Origin of the sequence: Neobacillus paridis, assembly GCF_016765675.1 — a bacterium.
Taxonomy (GTDB): Bacteria; Bacillota; Bacilli; order Bacillales; family Cytobacillaceae; genus Neobacillus; species Neobacillus paridis.
Genome location: NZ_JAESWB010000168.1, coordinates 1 through 18840 on the forward strand (window position 1 = coordinate 1; position 18840 = coordinate 18840).

An 18840-nucleotide genomic window follows, 5' to 3' on the forward strand; every position below is an offset into this window, starting at 1 on the left:
CATTAAAAGAGTTGGCCGGTTTTTAAAAAAGACAAATTTTCTATCAAGAGAGCACTCTAAATAAGTGAATCCGCTTTCACTTCTGTGGGGATAAAAAAACTGCCCACAAATACTTGACTCAAACATTTTATCTATTTTACTTGAATAGATAAAATTCATTCAATATAATATATTTAGAAAATTTAAACTAAAAATGAATGAGTATTCATTCAACAAAGGGGAGCGAGTTATGAATCTTTCTTCACAACTTCACGAAACGGCCAAGGCTTCAGCTGAAAAGATTGCTTATTACTTTTTGGATAAGCCTTGTACCTATGCTGAATTGGATGGGGCAATCACGAAGTTTGCATCAGGTCTTGAGAAACTGGGGGTAAAACAAGGGGACCATATTGCACTATTGCTGGGGAACTCACCACATTTTGTCATCAGCTTATACGGGGCATTACGGGCAGGGGCAACTGTAATTCCGGTAAATCCAATCTATACGGCAGATGAAATCGGCTATATCTTACACAATGGAGACGTCAAAGTAGTGGTTGGACTTGATATGATGATTCCGTTGGCAGAAAAGGTCCATAGCCAATTGCCGAAAGTCGAGCATTATATTATCTGTGAAACGGAGCATAATGGATTAGGGCAGCCTGGGGTAGAGCAGCTTTCAATCTACCCAAAAGTGAAATCGTTTACAGCAGTCGTTGACTCCGGTGATTTGAGCTACCAAGGACCTGAGCTCCAAGATGAGGATACAGCGCTCATCCTTTATACCTCGGGGACGACTGGAAAACCGAAGGGAGCCATGCTGACCCATAAAAATTTATTCAGCAATGCCCAGGATGTTGGTCATTATCTGAGGATGAACAATGATGATCGCGTTATTACAACTTTGCCAATGTTCCATGTATTTTGTTTAACGGTGGCATTAAATGCACCATTGTTAAGCGGGGCAACGATATTAATCGTTCCGAAATTTAGTCCTAGAGAAATTTTTCGTATCACGAAGAAATATGAAGCTACTGTTTTTGCCGGCGTACCAACCATGTATAATTTTCTGTATCAATATCCTGATGGGAATGCCGAGGATTTAAAAACGTTCCGCTTATGTATTTCCGGTGGGGCATCCCTTCCAGTCGCCTTATTAAAGAATTTCGAAGCAAAATTCAATGTTGTGATTTCCGAAGGGTATGGTTTATCTGAGGCATCGCCAGTAACTTGTTTTAATCCGTTAGATCGCCCGCGAAAGCCTGGATCGATTGGAACGTCGATTCTTCATGTCGAGAATAAAGTCGTCAATGAACTTGGCGAAGAGGTCCCTGTAGGGGAAGTGGGCGAACTCATTGTGCGCGGTCCCAATGTGATGAAGGGTTATTATAAAATGCCGGAAGAAACGCAAGCAGCCATAAAAGACGGATGGCTCTATACTGGTGATATGGCGAGAATGGATGAGGAAGGCTATTTCTATATCGTTGACCGAAAGAAAGATTTAATCATTGTCGGCGGATATAATGTCTATCCACGTGAAGTAGAAGAAGTGATCTATAATCATAAGGACGTCGTGGAGGTAGCTGTTCTTGGTGTTCCCGACCCCAATCAGGGGGAGGTAGTCAGTGCCTATGTTGTCAGTAAAAACCCAGATTTGACTTCAGATCAACTGTTGGAATACTGTAGGGAACATCTGGCAAAATACAAGGTTCCATCCACCATTGAGTTTTTGGAAGAGCTCCCGAAAAATACTACCGGGAAAATTCTCAGACGCGCCCTAAAGAAACAGGTAACCCATACTGTTGGAAACTAATTAAATTTTTTAAAAGGCTTGCCTTTTTTGAAAGAAGTATAAAATTTTGCCACACCACAGTCCTTGATACTGTGGTGCTTTTTTGTTCCTTTTATTCTGAAAATTTGTTAAAATTTATTTTTAAATGAGACAGAAGAAAAGGGGGGAGTAGATTGGCCGATTTGGTCATGGAAAAAGACTCGTCTCAATTTAAAAAAGGGCTTCAATCAGGTATTAGTATCGGAATCGGTTACTTTCCGATAGCCTTGACGTTTGGATTGCTCGCGAAAACTTCCGGACTTTCGCTTACGGAAACGGTTTTAATGAGCATGATTGTCTTTGCCGGTGCATCCCAATACATATCACTAAGCCTTATTGCCTACGGGACAGGAGTTTTTGAAATTATTTTAACGACTTTTATTGTAAATATTAGACATTTTTTAATGAGCGCAACCTTAAATGAGAAATCTGATGATGATCCACTCATAAATAAGATTATTTATGCCTTCGGGATTACTGATGAAACATTTTCTGTTGCGGCGACAAAAGATGGGCCAATTACCACTGGCTTTATGCTGGGTCTTAACTTTGTCGCCTACTCTAGCTGGGTGGTTTTTTCGGGTGTAGGCCATTTGATTGGGGCAAGCCTGCCGCAAACCTTACAGGAAAGTATGGGAGTGGCATTATATGCGATGTTTATTGGTCTTTTGGTACCATCGATGAAAGTAAGCATGAAAGTGGTCTTTTTGGCTGTGCTTGGCGCCGTCTTTAATTCTATTTTGACAATAAACGAGATCATGGCTCAAGGCTGGGCAATTGTCACAGCGACGCTTTTATCAAGTATTATCATCGAAATCGCAGAAGTGCTCAAAAAACGCTATCGGGGGGTTGACGATGAAGAGTGAAATCATTTGGATGATCATTGGTATGGGACTTGTTACCTATATTCCCCGGATGCTGCCGTTCCTGCTGTTTAAAGGAAAAGAACTGCCGCCGTTTGTTCAAGGAGTGCTAAAAAATGTGCCTTATGCTACGCTTGGCGCACTTATTTTTCCCGCCATTATTTTTATCCAAAAGGACGATCTCTGGTATGGCGTTTTAGGCGCATGCACCGCATTCCTTGCTTCTTATTTAGGTGCTAATGTTATCTTTGTTGTTTTGAGTTCAATCACTGTTCTAACAGTATATTCCTATTTCATGTAAGCCAGAATTTTCACTGGCTTTTTTTATGTTCTAATTCTTGGTTTTTTAACTAAACTAAGTATAAAGAGGTTGTACAAAAGGGGGGACAAAGCATGGTGCGAAAAATGGGAGTTTTCGCCGTTCTGGGATATGTCCTATACGGACTGTTTTTTTATTGGTATTTATTTTATTTTGCCGAGCCTAAGCTGCCATTTGAATATCAAGGCACAAAAGCAGATCCAGCCACTTTTTTAAATGGCCGGGAACTTAGCTTAAGTGAAGAGTATTCGAAAATAAAAAATCTGCTGTTTTTCTTAAGTACCCCGTTCGAATGGGTATTGTACTTTCTGATTTTATTATTCGGCTTCTCAAGGGTGTTTAAGCGCTGGGCTGCCAGTTCAGCCAAGTATAAGATTGTTCAGACAGCCATTTATCTTTTTTGGCTATCGCTTTTTGCTTTTATGGCCACGTTCCCACTGAACTATATCAGTTATTCTTTCTCAAAAACCTATCATATTTCAACTCAAAGCTTCCCTTCTTGGATGAAAGATGAATTAATCGATTTTTGGATTCATTTTGGAACATGGTTAATAATTGTGCCGGTATTGTACTGGTTGATGAAAAAGAGCAACAAACGCTGGTGGCTGTACGGATGGCTTCTTTCGGTGCCATTTACCATTTTTATGATGTTTGTTCAGCCGGTGTTAATCGACCCATTATATAATGATTTCTATCCATTGAAAAACAAGGAACTGGAAGCAAAGATATTAACACTTGCGCATAAGGCTCAGATTCCTGCAGAGCATGTTTTTGAAGTCAACATGGCAGAAAAAACAAATGCGATGAATGCTTATGTCACCGGTATTGGCGGGAACGCTAGAATAGTGCTTTGGGATACTACTTTAAATAAGCTGTCAGATAATCAAATTTTATTTATCATGGCTCATGAAATATGCCATTATGTGGAAAAGCATATCTATTGGGGGATGGGCGGCTATCTGTTGCTTTCCTTGCTGGGCTTGTATTTAATCTATAGGATTATGAATTGGGCTGTTGACCGCTGGGGTAAAGAATTAAAAATTAACGATGTCGGTGATATCCAGTCACTGCCATTATTTTTTATGATTCTCTCCATCCTGTTATTTACAGCCAGCCCGTTTACGAACCTGGCCTCACGCTATCAGGAAACAAGGGCCGACCGATACGCCATTGAGATGACGAAAAATCCAAATGCCGCGATTACCTCATTTCAGGAATTAACCCGCTCGGGATTAAGTCAAGTGAACCCGCCGCTGCTGGTGAAAATTTTCCGCTATACCCATCCGCCGATGCTTGACCGCATTGCTAAGCTGGAGGAATATGAGATCCAACAACGGAATAAAGAACAATAGGCTGAAGACGTTTTTGTCTTCAGCTTGTTTTCTGTTTGTTTCGGGTAAAAAGTCAAAAAACGGACTTTTAGGATAGAAGAACATTTGCTTGTCGGGGATGACCACTAAGGAAAGCTACTGAGAGAATAAGCCTCGTAAGAACAAGCTGGGCTTGTTCCGAAGGCGCTTGCGCTTTTCTATTAACAAACCAAAACCGTCATGTCGACGGTTTCAGGTTCCAAATCTTTTGTTAATTTCTTTGAGCTGATCGGTTAATTGCAGAAATGATTTTTTGTCCCGGTTGTCAATGGCCGCGTCAATTTTCTGTAATATCCTTTCTCTTTCACTGGTAAGCTGAATTTCTGATAGGAGTATTTCGATGTAAAGATTTTGGACAAAATTATCCTTTTTCTGGTTGCGTTTCATAGCAGCAATTTTCATTAATTCGCCATATGACTTTTCTTTCATGAAAATCACCTCTGTTGCTTTTTTAAATTATATGGGGTTTTTGAAATTTTAGGATTAATATTTCAAATTTTGCAAAAATCAATTTGTGAATAATTTAGCAACAAAAAGAAATCAGGAGGAAATGAATAGGTAATAGTGGTAAGATATGGTCGATGGATAAAGAAAAAGGAGCTGAAAAGGTTGAATCGGATTGAGGATTATGAAATTAATTCCTGCACGTTATTTATTTTGCCTGTTGAGTATGGCAGCAAACTGTATTCTAAGGTGATGGAAGTTGACGATGAATATTTATCTCCTTTTAAACCGCTCGATCTTATTAAGAAAAACTGTAACTATTTTGGGGTTAGCTATGAGAGCAGAAAGAAAGGTACCAGTCTATTAATTGGTTATAATCGAAAAATTCCAATTGCAATAGAGCCAACAAACCATCTTTTCTTTTTCCCAACGACATCACCAACCCGTCCCGAATGTATTTGGATTGCTCATAAGCATGTTGAGAATTACCGCCGTCTTGGACCACATCAAACGCTCATTACTTTCCAAAACAAACAATCGCATATTTTTCCGGTTTCCTTTGGGACAATTGAAACGCAAATGCTGCGAACAGCTTTATTAGAGACAAAGCTGTTGCAAAGAATTGAAAACAATCAGAAAAAGTCATTTTATTTATTGCATGGCCCAAAATCATCGCAGGCATCGGAAAGCTCCAGCCTGTACAGGGAAGATATTTTTTCAAAGGGGCAATAATTCTTACCTTGCGGGACAGATGTTTTTTCAGAAAATAGGCCTCCATTAACTCTTGAACCTTATTGCGGATTCTTGGATTAAAGTAATTGTGATTTTCCTTCGTAGCCTTGATCAATAAACAAATACATAGTAAAAGCATCGTCCCGTTTTGTTTCGATCACTTTCATCTTATGTTTTTTCATGTATTGTTTTGCCTCAGCTAATTCCCTCTAAACCCCCCTGCTGCCAGTTAAAAGAGAGCACCTCCCTAATTATTGTCCGCTTAATAGCGGGCATTTTTAATTTTATCCAATTATTTCATTAGGATGCTGCCATAAATAGCGGGATACTAAAAAGGGAAAAATGAAAAAAAAGAAACCTTGCAAGCCTAAATATAGTCAAATATATAGTAAAATAAAATTACGTTGGACGGATAGGTGATTAATCATGAGATCGGATAAACATCAAGTAAAGAAAAAAGGGCGATGGACCAAAATTTTGCTCATTTTCTTACTGTTGCTTGGTGTGGGAATTGGGTATTCCTATTTTCAATACAAGCAAGGAGTAAACCAATCATTAAAACAATTGCAGACTAATCCTTCAAAGGTTAATTATTCCTTCAATGGTCAAAAGGATCAATATGGGGATACCAATATCCTGCTGCTTGGAAGTGATGCACGGGGAAAAGAAACATCCCGCTCTGACACCATCATGATTGCGCATTTTAATCAGAAGAAAGGAACATTTAAACTTACTTCCATTATGAGGGATTGCTATGTCGAGATTCCGGGACACGGCAAACATAAAATTAATGCTGCTTTTGCCTATGGAGGACCGGACTTACTTAGACAAACGATTAAGCAAAATTTTGATCTTGATTCGCAGTACTATGCAATTGTTGACTTTCGAGGGTTTGAGCAGCTGATTGACGAAGCATTCCCGAATGGTGTCGAAATCGATGTGGAGAAAGAAATGAAGAGAAACATCGGTGTAACGTTAGAACCCGGCCGGCAAAGACTAAACGGAAAACAATTACTTGGTTATGTTCGTTTTCGTCACGATGCCATGAGTGATTTTGGTCGTGTTGAACGTCAGCAAAAGACGGTGAGAGCAATAAAAGACCAATTAAGCGGCTTCAAAACGATTGCCAAGCTTCCAAAATTAATTGGTGTTGTTACTCCTTACGTCAATACAAATATGAAGACCTCGGATATTTTATTTATGGGTAAAGATTTCTTATCTGACAAAAGCGGAAAAGTAGATACGCTGAGGATTCCTATTGACAATAGCTTTACCGAGCCGCGGGTACCAGGGGAAGGGCTAGTCCTTGATATAAATGTTGAAAAAAATAAACAAGCTCTTCACCAATTTATTACAAAATAATCGCAAGGTTGTCTTTAAAATAGAGTTAAAAAGAGGAGAAAACGGATGGATTTTGAAATCTTAAAGGATTGGTTTACACTAGAAAATATCATGAATCTCATACAGGAATATCGTACTCTTGGACCACTACCGGGAATATTGCTGCCAGTGCTTGAAGCCTTTTTTCCGTTTCTCCCTTTGTTTGTTTTTGTAATGGCAAATGCCAATGCCTTCGGGCTCTGGTTAGGATTTTTATATTCCTGGCTCGGGGCCTGTATTGGGGCTGTGCTTGTTTTCTCACTGGTCAGGCAGTACGGACAAAAAAGGCTTTTGGCCTTTTTGCGAAGACATCCGAAAGTCTCCAAGCTTATGGATTGGGTGGAACGCCATGGCTTTGGTCCGCTATTTTTATTGCTATGTTTTCCGTTTACTCCTTCAGCTGTGGTAAACATTGTCGCCGGTCTCTCCAAAATTAGCCGCGCCCAGTACATACTCGCAGTCTGTATTGGAAAAATGGTGATGATTTTTACCATCAGTTATATCGGCTATGATATTCGTGCTTTGATCACCCAGCCGCTGCAAACAGCTAAAGTATTGGTGGTGATATTTATTCTTTGGTTTGTTGGAAAAAGAATCGAAGCCAGATTAAATCGGAATTATTCAGGAGGACAAAATGGGGAAACAGAGAAAAACAATGAGATCGCGAAACGGAGGGGGCTTTGATGAAGAGTAAATGGAAAAGAGAAGGATGGGAATGGCTAAAAGCATTCGCCATTGGAATTATTATTTTTATCTTTATTCGTGCATTTTTCTTTTCCAATTATGTTGTCGAAGGCGAATCGATGATGCCGACGCTGCAAGACGGTAACAAGCTGGTGGTGAACAAGTTTGGTTATCAAGTCAGCGACCTTAAACGTTTTGATGTAATTGTTTTTCACGCAAATGCAAAAGAAGATTTTGTTAAACGGATTATTGGGCTGCCGGGTGATAAATTGGAATATCGTCATGATCAATTGTATATTAATGGCCGGAAAATAAATGAGCCATATTTAAATGCTTATAAACAAAAATCTCCTGGTGTAAAGATAACGGGTGATTTCAGTTTGAAGGAAATTACCGGTGAGGATACGGTTCCTGAGGGGAAATTATTTGTCCTCGGTGATAATCGTTTAGGAAGCTGGGATAGTCGTCACTTCGGTTTTATCTCTATCAGCCAAGTGGTTGGTAAAGTCGACCTCCGCTACTGGCCGCTAAATGAAATGGATGTTCATTTTTAAACAATATCACGATAGCAATATCGTGTTTTTTTTTGCGCATTTGGGTTGTAAAAAATTAAGTTTAAAAGAATTTTTCCAGTTCTGGCTATAATCTATTTCGCACAAATCCAAACATTTGTGCTTATTTGTGTTAAAATGAAAGGTAGACAATTGATGAAGGGAAAGTGAGGTTTGCACATGTCATTAAGGATGGTAATCGGGCGTACCGGAAGTGGTAAAACCACGATGTTCCACAACGAGATCCGCAGGAAACTAATTGAAAATCCGGAGGGTCCGCCACTAATTTATATCGTTCCAGAACAGATGACATTTCAATCAGAATACCTTCTGGCAACCGATCCGTCCATCGCTGGTATGATTCGGGCACAGGTGTACAGCTTTTCACGGCTGGCATGGCGAATTCTCCAGGAAACTGGCGGCATAAGCAGGCTGCATCTAAGCAGTGTTGGGATAAATATGCTGCTCCGCAAAATTATTGACGAGCGGAAAGAGGAATTGAAGCTCTTTCAACGGGCTGTCGACAAGACCGGATTTATCGAACAATTAGAGCAAATGGTGACGGAATTCAAGCGTTATTGTATCAGACCGGAGGAACTGACCGGTGGGTTAGAATTTTCTGAAGAACATTTTGCTTCCAAGGCATTGGAAGATAAACTGCATGATTTAGAATTAATTTATCGAGAATTTGAAGATCAAATCTTTGGAAAATATGTTGATTCCGAAGATTATTTTCGCCTGCTTGCTGAAAAAATAGCAGCCTCTCTTTACTTACGTGATGCAGAAATTTATCTCGATGGTTTCGATCATTTTTCACCGCAAGAATATCAAATCATTGGCGAGCTGGCCAAGCATTGCAACAGAGTATCCATTGCCATGACCACAGATGAATCAGCTTTTGCCAGGATCCAGGATGAACTGGATTTATTTCGGGCATCAAATGAAACTTGTCATATCCTTTTTGACATCGCCCATGAATTTGAGATTGAACTGGAACAGCCAGTATTTTTACAACAACCAAAAAAATGGAACAGTCCATCACTAAGGCATTTAGAGCAGAAATTTGATGATCGTCCTGTTCAAGCCTTTCATGGTGAAACTGACATCCATCTTTGTCAAGCGGTTAACCGGCGTGCCGAAATCGAGGGAATTGCCCGCGAGATGCGTCAATTAGTTCGGACAAAAGGGTACCGCTACCGTGATATTGCAATACTAATCAGGAATGGCGGCGATTATCATGAGATTGTCGAGCCTGTTTTTAATGATTATCAAATCCCTTATTTTATCGATCAAAAAAGAACGATGCTTAATCACCCGTTAATTGAATTAATCCGTTCCAGTCTTGAAGTAATTTATTCTTATTGGCGCTATGAACCGATATTTCGGATGATCAAAACGGAATTAATTTATCCGCTTGATGGAACTATCGGGGATATGCGTGAGAAAATGGACAAGCTTGAAAACTATGTTTTGGCTTACGGAATAAATGGCCGCAAATGGACAAGCAAGGATCGCTGGGTATATCGGAACATCAGAGGCCTGGAAATGGAAGCAAAAGTCCAGACAGATGCGGAAAAAGCATGGGAACAAGAGTTAAATGAATTAAAACTGATGATTACGGCACCGTTAATGCGGTTATCACGACGCCTGAAACGGGCCGATACAGGGCGAAAACTTTGTGAAGCCATTTATTTATTTTTAGAGGAATTAGATATTCCGACAAAATTGGAAAGCTGGAAAATGGCTGCTGAAGAGTCTGGCAATCTGATTAAAGCCCGGGAGCATGAACAAGTTTGGAATGCTGTCATCGATCTTCTCGATCAATATGTGGAGGTTTTAGGAGATGACCAGGTGTCATTAAAGTCATTTGCCGACATCCTTGAGGCCGGGTTTGAATCATTACATTTTTCCCTTATTCCACCTGCCCTTGACCAGGTATTAGTCGGTGATTTAGAAAAATCAAGGCTAAATGAGATGAAAGTTGTCTTTGTGGTGGGCATCAATGAGGGAGTTTTGCCGGCAAAGGTTTCCGATGAAGGAATATTATCAGACGAAGATCGTGAAATGCTGTTAATCAATGGCATTACCCTTGCTCCGAGCAGCAAAATTCGCTTATTGGATGAAAACTTTTTAGCCTATAAAGCCTTTACGGCACCGTCTGAATTACTGTATGTCAGTTATCCGCTTGCAAATGAAGAAGGAAAATCATTAATACCCTCATCTTATATTAAAAGATTAAAAGACATGTTTCCCGATGCAGTCGAGCATTTTTATGTTACCGACCCTTCGGAACTTTCAGAGGCAGAGCAGCTAAGCTTTGTCGCTAATGAAACCACTACACTCGCTTATTTAAATGCACAGCTGCAATTGAAAAAGCGAAATTACCCTATTTCTGATTTGTGGTGGGATGTGTACAACTATTACATCGCAAGTCCAGGGGGAAAACAGGCACAAAAAGTATTCTCAAGTCTTTTTTACACGAATCAGACTGTTAAGCTTTCCCAAAAAACAGCAGAAGAATTATATGGAGAAACAATCCAAGCAAGTGTTTCAAGGATGGAACTCTATAACTCCTGTGCCTTCTCCCATTTTGCTCAGCATGGCCTGAAGTTAAGGGAGAGACAAGTATTTCGACTGCAAGCCCCTGATATCGGGGAATTATTTCATGCCGCCTTGAAGCAAATTGCCGATATCGTCAATGAGCAGAAGCTGTCCTGGGCGGGACTCACTAGACAGCAATGCGAGGAATTGGCCAAAGAAGCGGTTAAAACACTGGCGCCAAAGCTGCAAAATGAAATTCTCCTAAGCTCTCAGCGCCATCATTATATTAGACTGAAGCTTGAACAAATTATTACCCGTGCCTCGCTCGTCCTAAGTGAACATGCGAAGGTAAGCGGCTTTTCACCAATTGGGTTGGAATTAAGCTTTGGTCCAAAAGGGAAACTGCCGCCGTTATCCTTTGCTTTGAAAAATGGAAAGAAGATGGAATTAGCCGGCAGGATTGACAGGGTTGACCAGGCCAAGGCAGAGGATAATAATATCTATTTACGGGTCGTTGACTATAAATCAAGTGAAAAGGATGTCAATTTAACCGAGGTCTATTATGGGCTGGCTCTGCAAATGTTGACCTATCTTGATATTGTCATAACTCATTCAAAAGAATTGGTAGAGATAAAGGCAAATCCGGCCGGTGTCCTATATTTTCATGTTCACAATCCGTTTGTGAATGCGACCAAAATGTTGACAAACGATGAAATTGAAACGGAGATTCTGAAAAAATTTAAAATGAACGGCTTAATGGTGAGTGACCCTGATGTTATTCGGTTAATGGATCAATCCCTGGATTCCGGGGATTCACAGGTTATTGCTGCCGGGATCAAAAAGGATGGACAGTTATCGAAAAAATCAAAGGTTGCCACACTAGAGGAATTTGCCGATCTTAGGAAGTATGTACGAGGAATCTATCAGAAAACTGGGAATGCCATCATTGACGGAGAGACGAATATTTCCCCGTATAAATTGAAAAACAAAACACCTTGTACCTTCTGCCCTTTCAAATCGGTATGCCAATTTGATGAATCGATTGAACCCAATCATTACCGAATCCTCACGGCGCATTCTAAGGATAGCGTTATAGAGAAGATAAGAAAGGAGGCCGCACAGCATGAGTAATATGGTTATTCCGGCAAAGCCTGAAAATGTAACCTGGACGGACGACCAATGGAAAGCGATTATGGCAAAAGATAAAGATATTCTTGTCGCTGCTGCTGCCGGCTCTGGAAAAACGGCAGTTCTTGTCGAAAGAATTATCCAAAAAATCCTTTCTCAAGCCGACCCGATCGATGTGGATGAATTGTTAGTCGTTACCTTTACGAACGCCTCGGCGGCAGAAATGCGAAACCGGATCGGTGAGGCGCTGGAAAAAGCGATTGACAATGATCCCCATTCCCGTCATTTGAGAAAGCAGCTGAGTTTATTAAATAAGGCCTCTATTTCTACCCTTCACTCTTTTTGCATGGAGGTCATTCGCAAGTATTATTATTTAATAGATGTTGATCCGGGATTTCGGATTGCTGATGTCACAGAGGCACAACTCATGAGAGATGAAGTTATCGATGAGCTGTTTGAAGCTGAATATGGGAAGCAGGATAACGAGGCATTTTTCAGCTTGGTGGATGCTTTCACGAACGATCGCAGTGATGCCGCTTTAGAGACGATTGTTCAGACGATATATGATTTTGCCCAAGCGAACCCGGAGCCGCAAAAATATTTAAACAAAATGGCAGAAATGTATAATGTTTCTAACATTAAAAATATGGAAGAACTGCCATTTACTCAAGCCCTCCGGTTTGATATTGGATTACAGCTGGAAGCTACCCGGGAAATGATCATCCAGGGCTTAGAAATCACCAAGCTTCCGGACGGACCGGCACCAAGGGCGGAAAACTTCTTGGATGATCTGCATATTATTGATACGTTAATCAAAGCCAAACAGGACTCTTGGGAAACCCTTTATCAAGCGATGCAAAGCGTGACCTTTTCGACGGCAAAAAGGTTAAAAAAAGGGGAGTATCATGAAGAACTGACAGCAAAGGCACAGAAGCTGCGAGAGCAGGCAAAGAAAAAAGTTCAGATGCTACAGACGGAATTATTTTCCCGCAAACCGGAAAGCTTTTTGCGCGACATGACAGAGATGTACCCGTTAATCGCAACGCTAACGAATCTGGTGAAAGAATTTTCCAAGCGCTTTGAAAGCGCCAAAAAGGAAAAGGGGCTTGTCGATTACGCTGATTTGGAGCATTATTGCCTTGAGATTTTAACAAAAGAAGTTACCTCCGAGGGGGAATTTATCCCATCAGAGGCTGCCCTTTCGTATCGGCGGCAATTTAAAGAAGTGTTTGTTGATGAATATCAGGATACGAACATGGTTCAGGAAACAATCTTAAAACTAATTGCGAAAGATGAGGAGGCAGCAGGAAATCTTTTCATGGTCGGGGACGTGAAACAGTCAATTTATCGCTTCCGTTTGGCCGAACCGAATTTATTTTTATCGAAATATAATCGCTTCCGGCCTGATGGGGATGCATCAGGGCTAAGAATTGATTTAGCACGTAATTTCCGCAGCCGTAAAGAAGTACTCGAAGGCGTCAATTACTTGTTTAAACAAATAATGGGCGTAAAAGTGGGCGAAATCGAATATGACGAAGCGGCAGAATTGCGAAATGGGGCGCCATATCCTGAAGCCGAACAATTTCCAATTGAGCTTATTTTGATTGATCAGAAAGAGGAGGATACGCTGGAAGAGACAGAGAACGAATCGGAAGCCGAAGCGGCACAAGATGTGTTTGATAAGGCTGATCTTGAACAGTCCCAACTGGAAGCAAGGGTAATTGCGGCAAAAATAAAGGATTTGGTGGCGGATGGGGCCCCTGTTTATAATCCGAAAACAAAGTCGGAAAGGCCGCTGAAATATCGTGACATCGTGATTCTACTTCGCTCATTTACCTGGGCGCCGCAAATGATCGAAGAGTTTAAGCAGCAAGGTATCCCGGTTTATGCTGATTTATCAACCGGATATTTTCAAGCGACTGAAGTTGCCATCATGCTGTCATTATTGAGAGTCATAGATAATCCATTTCAGGATATTCCGCTGGCTTCCGTTCTGCGTTCGCCCATTGTCGGTTTAAATGAGGAAGAGCTGGCAAGAATCCGGCTTTATCAAAAGCGCGGTTCATTTTGGGATGCGGTCGCTTCCTTTTGCCTTGATAAAACGAATGAAGCAGAACAAGCCTTTTATGATAAGGTCTGCCAATTCTATACAGCTTTACAACAATGGCGTACCATGGCCCGTCAAGGTTCACTTTCAGAATTAATTTGGCAGCTGTATCGAGATACGAAATTTTATGATTTTGTCGGAGGGCTCCCAGGTGGAAAACAGCGCCAGGCAAACTTACGGGCTCTGTATGACAGGGCGAGAGCCTATGAACAAACATCATTTCGGGGCTTATTCCGTTTTTTAAGATTTATCGAACGCATGATTGATAGAGGCGATGATCTTGGGGCGGCTCGTGCCTTAGGGGAGCAAGAAGATGTAGTCCGGATCATGACCATTCATAGCAGTAAGGGTCTGGAATTTCCGGTTGTATTTATTGCAGGAATGGCGCGGAAATTTAACATGATGGATTTAAAGCAACCGTATTTGCTTGATAAAGAGTACGGCTTTGCCGCCAAGTATGTAAATGTGGAAAAGCGGATCTCCTACCCATCGTTACCGCAACTTGCTTTTAAACGTAAAAAGAAAATCGAGATGCTGGCCGAGGAAATGCGTGTTTTATATGTGGCGCTGACCAGGGCGAAGGAAAAACTCTATTTGACTGCAACGCTTAAAGATGCCGCAAAAACGATGGGGCAATGGAATGAGGATGTCAATCATCAAGAATGGCTGCTGAAGGATTACAGGCGCGCAGCTGTTGCCAGTTATCTTGATTGGATTGGCCCTGCATTGGTGCGTCATCAAGACTGTGAGGTATTAAGAATTACTGAAAAAATGTATGAGCGTGTTCCGGAAGAGATTAGAAAGCATCCTTCATCCTGGAAAATTATTATGACGGCGGCCAGCGAGATTAAGGAACAGGAAATGGAGGATGACTTACAGGAGAATGATTTTATTCGCTTAGTAAAGGAAGAACAAACAATCCCGCTGACCTCACCGTTTGCCAAGGAAATAAACGAAAGACTTTCGTGGAAATATCCTTTTCGTAGTGCGGCAACGCATCGGTCGAAGCAATCTGTTTCCGAAATAAAACGTCAACGGGAAATGGCAGACGAACAGAGTGGGACAGATCTTATTAGAAAGTATAAAAAGCCGATTCTCAAACGTCCCAAATTTATGCAGGAAAAGACCTTGAGTCCGGCTGAACGGGGAACAGCCATGCATATGGTGATGCAGCATCTTGATTTGACCAGACCTGTAAATGAAGCGGCCATTTCCGCACAGATCAGGGCAATGGTGGATCGAGAATTATTAACTGAGGAGCAGGCTCAAGTTATTGATAGCAAATTAATCGAGCAATTTTTCCAAACAGATTTAGGAAAAAGATACTTATCCGCTCATGCGGTTCATCGTGAAGTGCCGTTTACATTGTCTCTAAAGGCTGATGAGGTGTACCATGATTGGCAGGAAGATGATGAATCCATTTTTGTTCAAGGGATTATCGATTGTCTGATTGAGGATGAACAAGGTCTTGTGATCATCGATTATAAATCGGATAGCATTACCGACAGATTTAAGGGTGGCTTTGACCAGGCAAAATCGATTTTGGAAGCGCGCTATAAGGTGCAAATTGACTTATATACAAAAGCTATCGAGAAAATTTGGAAACGAAATGTGACGGAAAGGTATTTATTCTTCTTTGACGGAGCCCACATCATTAAACTCGATTCTAAAGACAAGCTAAAGAAGACTGACTCTTGAGCCAGTCTTCTTTTGTTGTTTAATTATTTCCCGCTATTGGCTGGTCAATTACATTTGCATCAAGTACATTTGTTGCACTTAATCCGTTATTCGCCACGATCACCCCGCCGGTATTAAAGCCTCCGGACCCAGCAGACGTTTTAGTTGACGTTTTTGGTGAAATATATAAGGTATCGCCGAATTGAACCACTCCACCGCTAACATTCACAATTTGTACAGGACCGATTATTGCTGGCATAAAACAACATCCTTTTTGGATAAAGTGAAACTTCCATCAGTGGGGTTTTCTTCATCCCCCACTGATGGTTAGTTGAACCAATCGGACCTTTACGGGCAGTTGATCCCCCGCCTAGATTCCTTGTAACTGGGATTCTCGAGGTAGGGGTCTTACTGCCCGTTAAGGCGGGATAAAATCCGATATAAGCCATACAGTAACATATGCGGTTACCCGATATCCTGTTCATGCCCAGTAGGTAAAAGCTGGCGTATATGCTTAATTCTTGCTTCCATTGCAACATGATGACTATTGCCGATATTAAGCATTGAGGCAGAAGAAATTCCGATGATATTGATATTGTTAACCTTGATGATCGGAGATAAGTGATGGTGAGCAATTGAAATAGGTTCATCAATGGGAGGCGGGGAAATGGGGCGGGTAAAGGTTTGAAAGGCTGCAAAATTGCCTTCATCTCCAAAAAATATTTCAGCCTCCCGTTGAACCGCTAGTGCACGTGATAGTTTATAGATATAATGAGAGTCGCCAATTTGAAAAATGGAAGAATAAGAAACAATAAATACTTTGGCCTTGTCAACAACGGATGTTCTACCGGGCATACTTATCTCACTTCCGGCGCGAGCGGAACAAATGGTCCAATAATTAAGGATTCCGGCGGAGTGTCAAAAATGGAAGCGAGTTGAATCGTGTCAGTATCCCCCACAAAGACCATCGAGGAGCTGGCAACCCCGGTAATATTAATGTTATCGACACAAAGATTGCGGTTGTAAACTTCAAAGATCATTCATTTTTCATTCCTTTCACATGATTTGGCAGATTATTTAGAAATACAAAGACGCCATTCTCAATTTCCTGTTTTAATAATTCAATAATTTGCTCATCAGTCACTTGCTGCTCACTTGCTTGACTAGCTTTCAGATGATAATCAATTCTGGCGGGAAGCTGTTTAATAATATCCTGTTTAATGAAGGATAAATAGGATTCGTTCGGTGGAATGGATAATTTTCTTTGATTATTTTCAATCATTTGCGGTAATTCCGTCTCTAAATATTGATAAATCGCTTCTTCTATTTTCATCGATTTTCGCATGTTTGTTTCAGGTGAAAAGGGGGTGGCTAGTGTTTGATTTTGTACGGCAAAGTCTTCAATTGCTGACATATCATTTGGATTAAGGCCAATATTCAACGTTCCTTCTAGTGTTTCTACCTTTAATTGATCAAATTTATACTCGATTCTGTCTACGTGGATGGCCTTTTTCTCATCTAAATTCTTGATTTGTTGTTGAAGTTTAAGAATAGTTTGTTCAAGTGCTGAAATTCTTTGTTCCTGTGTTTGCATGCACATCTGCAGCCATTGAAGGTATTGGTAAAGATCCTGAGTCATGTCGATCACCCCATTCACGATCTATTTTCGGGCCGTTTCGTGGCGCTTAACTGCTGTTTACCTTTCCTGCAGTCCTTACAGGTGCCTGCAATGGAACAGAAGGTATTTCTTGTAGGGTGGGAGGGGTCAGCCCAAACTGTTTAATAGCAGTCGGTGCTGATTTGAGAAAGCCGCCGGTATTAAACAGGTTTGCTTGCGGTTTAATGATGCCGGCACTGCCAATTTGAATGACAGAAGAGTTTGTAACACCGCCAATTTTTATGGTATTAATATGAATCGACTGCTGGATATAAAAATTCATTTTCAGCCCACCCAGAAATTACATATTGAAAGCATTATTTTGGTCCATCATATCCGGGTCAAATGTGTTGGTCGAGCTCAAGTTATTATCGACGCGCAAACGTTCACCAGTATTAAAGGAACCTGCGCCCGAAAATGTCTTTGCATTTGAGAAAGGCATAATTTTATAGACATCGCCAATATGAAAAACCGAACTGTTGCCAAGAGTGATCACCTGAGCTACCCCTACAATGGCTGGCATAAATAACACCCTTCCCTTATATTTCTATTCATATCCTATGTATGGGCGAAAGTAATGTGATTAATTAGCCCAAAAAATATATTTGTTAGATTGTCTCATATCCTTTATTCTAAATAAGAAGCTATTTTATCGAGGGGGATTCATATGAAGTTTGTAACGGCAAAAAAAGAGGCAGAAATTTTTGTTGGCTTACTTGATGACGATCTGCAGAAGATCCTCGTGCTACATCAAGCAGAGGCGGCGAGAACGGGGAAAAAGCGTTTCCCAGCATCAATGCTTGACTGTATTGCCGCTGGAGAAGAGTTTATTAATCAGGTCAGTCAACTGCTCGATTGGGTACAAACACAGGAAGGAGCAGCTCACTTTTATCTCCCAATTGAGGAGGTAACATTACTTGCCCCGATTCCAAGACCAGCGAAAAATATTTTTTGTGTAGGTAAAAATTATGCTGAGCATGCGATTGAATTGGGAAGCGCAGCTGATATCCCTGAACATGTCATGGTCTTTACAAAGGCACCGACGACAGTCATCGGTCCGAATGCAGTAGTGTTAAACCATCAACATCTGACATCACAGCTTGATTATGAGGGTGAATTGGCTGTTATCATTGGTAAAAAAGGAGGGGCTATTAAACGCGAAGAAGCATTGGACCACGTTTTTGGCTATACCATTCTAAATGATGTGACCGCCAGAGACCTGCAATCAAGGCATAAGCAATTTTTTATCGGTAAGAGTTTGGACACAACTGCGCCCCTGGGACCGTGGATTGTTCATAAAAATATGATTGATAATCCTAATGATTTAAACATCGAAACCAAAATAAACGGAGAAGTAAGACAGAGTTCCAATACAAAGCATTTCATTTTTCCGGTTGAAGAAATTATTTCTGTCTTATCAGCAGGAATGACGCTTGAACCAGGAGATATCATCGCAACTGGTACTCCTGCCGGTGTAGGGAAAGGCTTTAAACCGCCAAAGTTTTTACAACCAGGGGATAAAATGGAAATTACAATTGAAAAAATCGGAACCCTCGTAAATGAGATTGAAAATTAAT

General features: G+C 40.9%; 18 protein-coding genes and 1 pseudogene. 11 read left to right on the top strand and 8 right to left on the bottom strand.

Annotated features, from left to right (window positions below; translation table 11 throughout):
* Positions 1–229: 229 nt before the first annotated feature.
* From JK635_RS08955 to JK635_RS08970, 4 genes are all read left to right on the top strand, one after another.
* Positions 230–1792: a fatty acid--CoA ligase family protein gene (locus JK635_RS08955; RefSeq protein ID WP_202653617.1), complete on the top strand. Its 1563-nt coding sequence runs from the start codon at positions 230–232 to the stop codon at positions 1790–1792.
* Positions 1793–1944: 152 nt separating this feature from the next.
* A complete protein-coding gene (locus tag JK635_RS08960) occupies positions 1945–2676 on the top strand; it encodes an AzlC family ABC transporter permease (RefSeq protein ID WP_202653618.1) in 732 nt (243 codons plus the stop codon).
* Positions 2666–2974, top strand: a complete 309-nt coding sequence (locus JK635_RS08965; RefSeq protein ID WP_202653619.1) for an AzlD domain-containing protein — start codon at positions 2666–2668, stop codon at positions 2972–2974. The genes JK635_RS08960 and JK635_RS08965 overlap by 11 nt, the downstream gene beginning before the upstream one ends.
* Positions 2975–3066: 92 nt before the next feature.
* Positions 3067–4344, top strand: coding sequence for a M48 family metallopeptidase (locus tag JK635_RS08970; RefSeq protein ID WP_202653620.1), 1278 nt, complete (start codon positions 3067–3069; stop codon positions 4342–4344).
* Between the two features lie 210 nt (positions 4345–4554).
* Here JK635_RS08970 and JK635_RS08975 read toward each other — a convergent pair whose 3' ends face one another.
* Positions 4555–4791, bottom strand: a complete 237-nt coding sequence (locus tag JK635_RS08975) for an IDEAL domain-containing protein (RefSeq protein WP_202653621.1) — start codon at positions 4789–4791, stop codon at positions 4555–4557.
* A gap of 180 nt (positions 4792–4971) precedes the next feature.
* Between JK635_RS08975 and JK635_RS08980 the strand changes: the two genes are divergently transcribed.
* Positions 4972–5538, top strand: a complete 567-nt coding sequence (locus tag JK635_RS08980) for a competence protein ComK (protein ID WP_235888004.1) — start codon at positions 4972–4974, stop codon at positions 5536–5538.
* A gap of 19 nt (positions 5539–5557) precedes the next feature.
* Here the strand turns inward: JK635_RS08980 and JK635_RS26890 are convergent.
* A pseudogene (locus JK635_RS26890) lies at positions 5558–5747 on the bottom strand (YhjD family protein); the annotation flags it as partial.
* A gap of 217 nt (positions 5748–5964) precedes the next feature.
* On the opposite strand from JK635_RS26890, the gene JK635_RS08985 reads away from it, so the two are divergent.
* The 5 genes from JK635_RS08985 (at position 5965) to addA (ending at position 15627) form a co-directional block, all read left to right on the top strand.
* Positions 5965–6900, top strand: a complete 936-nt coding sequence (locus JK635_RS08985) for an LCP family protein (RefSeq protein ID WP_202653622.1) — start codon at positions 5965–5967, stop codon at positions 6898–6900.
* 45 nt (positions 6901–6945) lie between these two features.
* On the top strand, positions 6946–7602 hold the full coding sequence (locus tag JK635_RS08990; protein WP_202653623.1) for a TVP38/TMEM64 family protein: 657 nt from the start codon (positions 6946–6948) through the stop codon (positions 7600–7602).
* Positions 7602–8156 (top strand): signal peptidase I, encoded by a 555-nt coding sequence (gene lepB, locus JK635_RS08995; protein WP_202653624.1) that lies wholly within the window; start codon positions 7602–7604, stop codon positions 8154–8156. Before JK635_RS08990 ends, lepB begins: the two co-directional genes overlap by 1 nt.
* Positions 8157–8333: 177 nt before the next feature.
* Positions 8334–11825 carry a helicase-exonuclease AddAB subunit AddB gene (gene addB / locus JK635_RS09000; RefSeq protein ID WP_202653625.1) on the top strand — a complete coding sequence of 1164 codons (3492 nt, stop codon included), beginning with the start codon at positions 8334–8336 and terminating at the stop codon, positions 11823–11825.
* Positions 11818–15627 (top strand): helicase-exonuclease AddAB subunit AddA, encoded by a 3810-nt coding sequence (gene addA / locus JK635_RS09005; protein WP_202653626.1) that lies wholly within the window; start codon positions 11818–11820, stop codon positions 15625–15627. The genes addB and addA overlap by 8 nt, the downstream gene beginning before the upstream one ends.
* A 19-nt stretch (positions 15628–15646) precedes the next feature.
* Here the strand turns inward: addA and JK635_RS09010 are convergent, their stop codons facing one another.
* The 6 genes from JK635_RS09010 to JK635_RS09035 form a co-directional block, all read right to left on the bottom strand.
* Entirely contained in the window at positions 15647–15865 is a 219-nt protein-coding gene (locus JK635_RS09010) for a spore germination protein (RefSeq protein WP_202653627.1), read from the bottom strand.
* A gap of 206 nt (positions 15866–16071) precedes the next feature.
* Entirely contained in the window at positions 16072–16461 is a 390-nt protein-coding gene (locus tag JK635_RS09015; protein ID WP_202653628.1) for a spore germination protein GerPE, read from the bottom strand.
* A 2-nt stretch (positions 16462–16463) separates the two neighbouring features.
* Positions 16464–16646: a spore germination protein GerPD gene (locus tag JK635_RS09020; RefSeq protein ID WP_202653629.1), complete on the bottom strand. Its 183-nt coding sequence runs from the start codon at positions 16644–16646 to the stop codon at positions 16464–16466.
* The gene (gene gerPC, locus JK635_RS09025) at positions 16643–17245 is read right to left on the bottom strand and encodes a spore germination protein GerPC (protein WP_202653630.1); all 603 of its coding nucleotides are present in this window, start codon (positions 17243–17245) and stop codon (positions 16643–16645) included. Before gerPC ends, JK635_RS09020 begins: the two co-directional genes overlap by 4 nt.
* Positions 17246–17291: 46 nt before the next feature.
* A complete protein-coding gene (locus JK635_RS09030) occupies positions 17292–17546 on the bottom strand; it encodes a spore germination protein GerPB (RefSeq protein ID WP_202653631.1) in 255 nt (84 codons plus the stop codon).
* 18 nt (positions 17547–17564) lie between these two features.
* Positions 17565–17786 (bottom strand): spore germination protein, encoded by a 222-nt coding sequence (locus tag JK635_RS09035; protein WP_202653632.1) that lies wholly within the window; start codon positions 17784–17786, stop codon positions 17565–17567.
* A 144-nt stretch (positions 17787–17930) separates the two neighbouring features.
* On the opposite strand from JK635_RS09035, the gene JK635_RS09040 reads away from it, so the two are divergent.
* Positions 17931–18839: a fumarylacetoacetate hydrolase family protein gene (locus JK635_RS09040; protein WP_202653633.1), complete on the top strand. Its 909-nt coding sequence runs from the start codon at positions 17931–17933 to the stop codon at positions 18837–18839.
* Position 18840: the final 1 nt, after the last annotated feature.

What these genes read in the sequence shown, in the direction of transcription:
- JK635_RS08955 (WP_202653617.1), top strand. Translation starts at nt 230, where the DNA reads ATGAATCTTTCTTCACAACTTCACGAAACGGCCAAGGCTTCAGCTGAA.
- JK635_RS08965 (WP_202653619.1), top strand. Translation starts at nt 2,666, where the DNA reads ATGAAGAGTGAAATCATTTGGATGATCATTGGTATGGGACTTGTTACC.
- JK635_RS08970 (WP_202653620.1), top strand. Translation starts at nt 3,067, where the DNA reads ATGGTGCGAAAAATGGGAGTTTTCGCCGTTCTGGGATATGTCCTATAC.
- JK635_RS08975 (WP_202653621.1), bottom strand. Translation starts at nt 4,791, where the DNA reads ATGAAAGAAAAGTCATATGGCGAATTAATGAAAATTGCTGCTATGAAA.
- JK635_RS08985 (WP_202653622.1), top strand. Translation starts at nt 5,965, where the DNA reads ATGAGATCGGATAAACATCAAGTAAAGAAAAAAGGGCGATGGACCAAA.
- JK635_RS08990 (WP_202653623.1), top strand. Translation starts at nt 6,946, where the DNA reads ATGGATTTTGAAATCTTAAAGGATTGGTTTACACTAGAAAATATCATG.
- lepB (WP_202653624.1), top strand. Translation starts at nt 7,602, where the DNA reads ATGAAGAGTAAATGGAAAAGAGAAGGATGGGAATGGCTAAAAGCATTC.
- addB (WP_202653625.1), top strand. Translation starts at nt 8,334, where the DNA reads ATGTCATTAAGGATGGTAATCGGGCGTACCGGAAGTGGTAAAACCACG.
- addA (WP_202653626.1), top strand. Translation starts at nt 11,818, where the DNA reads ATGAGTAATATGGTTATTCCGGCAAAGCCTGAAAATGTAACCTGGACG.
- JK635_RS09010 (WP_202653627.1), bottom strand. Translation starts at nt 15,865, where the DNA reads ATGCCAGCAATAATCGGTCCTGTACAAATTGTGAATGTTAGCGGTGGA.
- JK635_RS09015 (WP_202653628.1), bottom strand. Translation starts at nt 16,461, where the DNA reads ATGCCCGGTAGAACATCCGTTGTTGACAAGGCCAAAGTATTTATTGTT.
- JK635_RS09020 (WP_202653629.1), bottom strand. Translation starts at nt 16,646, where the DNA reads ATGATCTTTGAAGTTTACAACCGCAATCTTTGTGTCGATAACATTAAT.
- gerPC (WP_202653630.1), bottom strand. Translation starts at nt 17,245, where the DNA reads ATGACTCAGGATCTTTACCAATACCTTCAATGGCTGCAGATGTGCATG.
- JK635_RS09030 (WP_202653631.1), bottom strand. Translation starts at nt 17,546, where the DNA reads ATGAATTTTTATATCCAGCAGTCGATTCATATTAATACCATAAAAATT.
- JK635_RS09035 (WP_202653632.1), bottom strand. Translation starts at nt 17,786, where the DNA reads ATGCCAGCCATTGTAGGGGTAGCTCAGGTGATCACTCTTGGCAACAGT.
- JK635_RS09040 (WP_202653633.1), top strand. Translation starts at nt 17,931, where the DNA reads ATGAAGTTTGTAACGGCAAAAAAAGAGGCAGAAATTTTTGTTGGCTTA.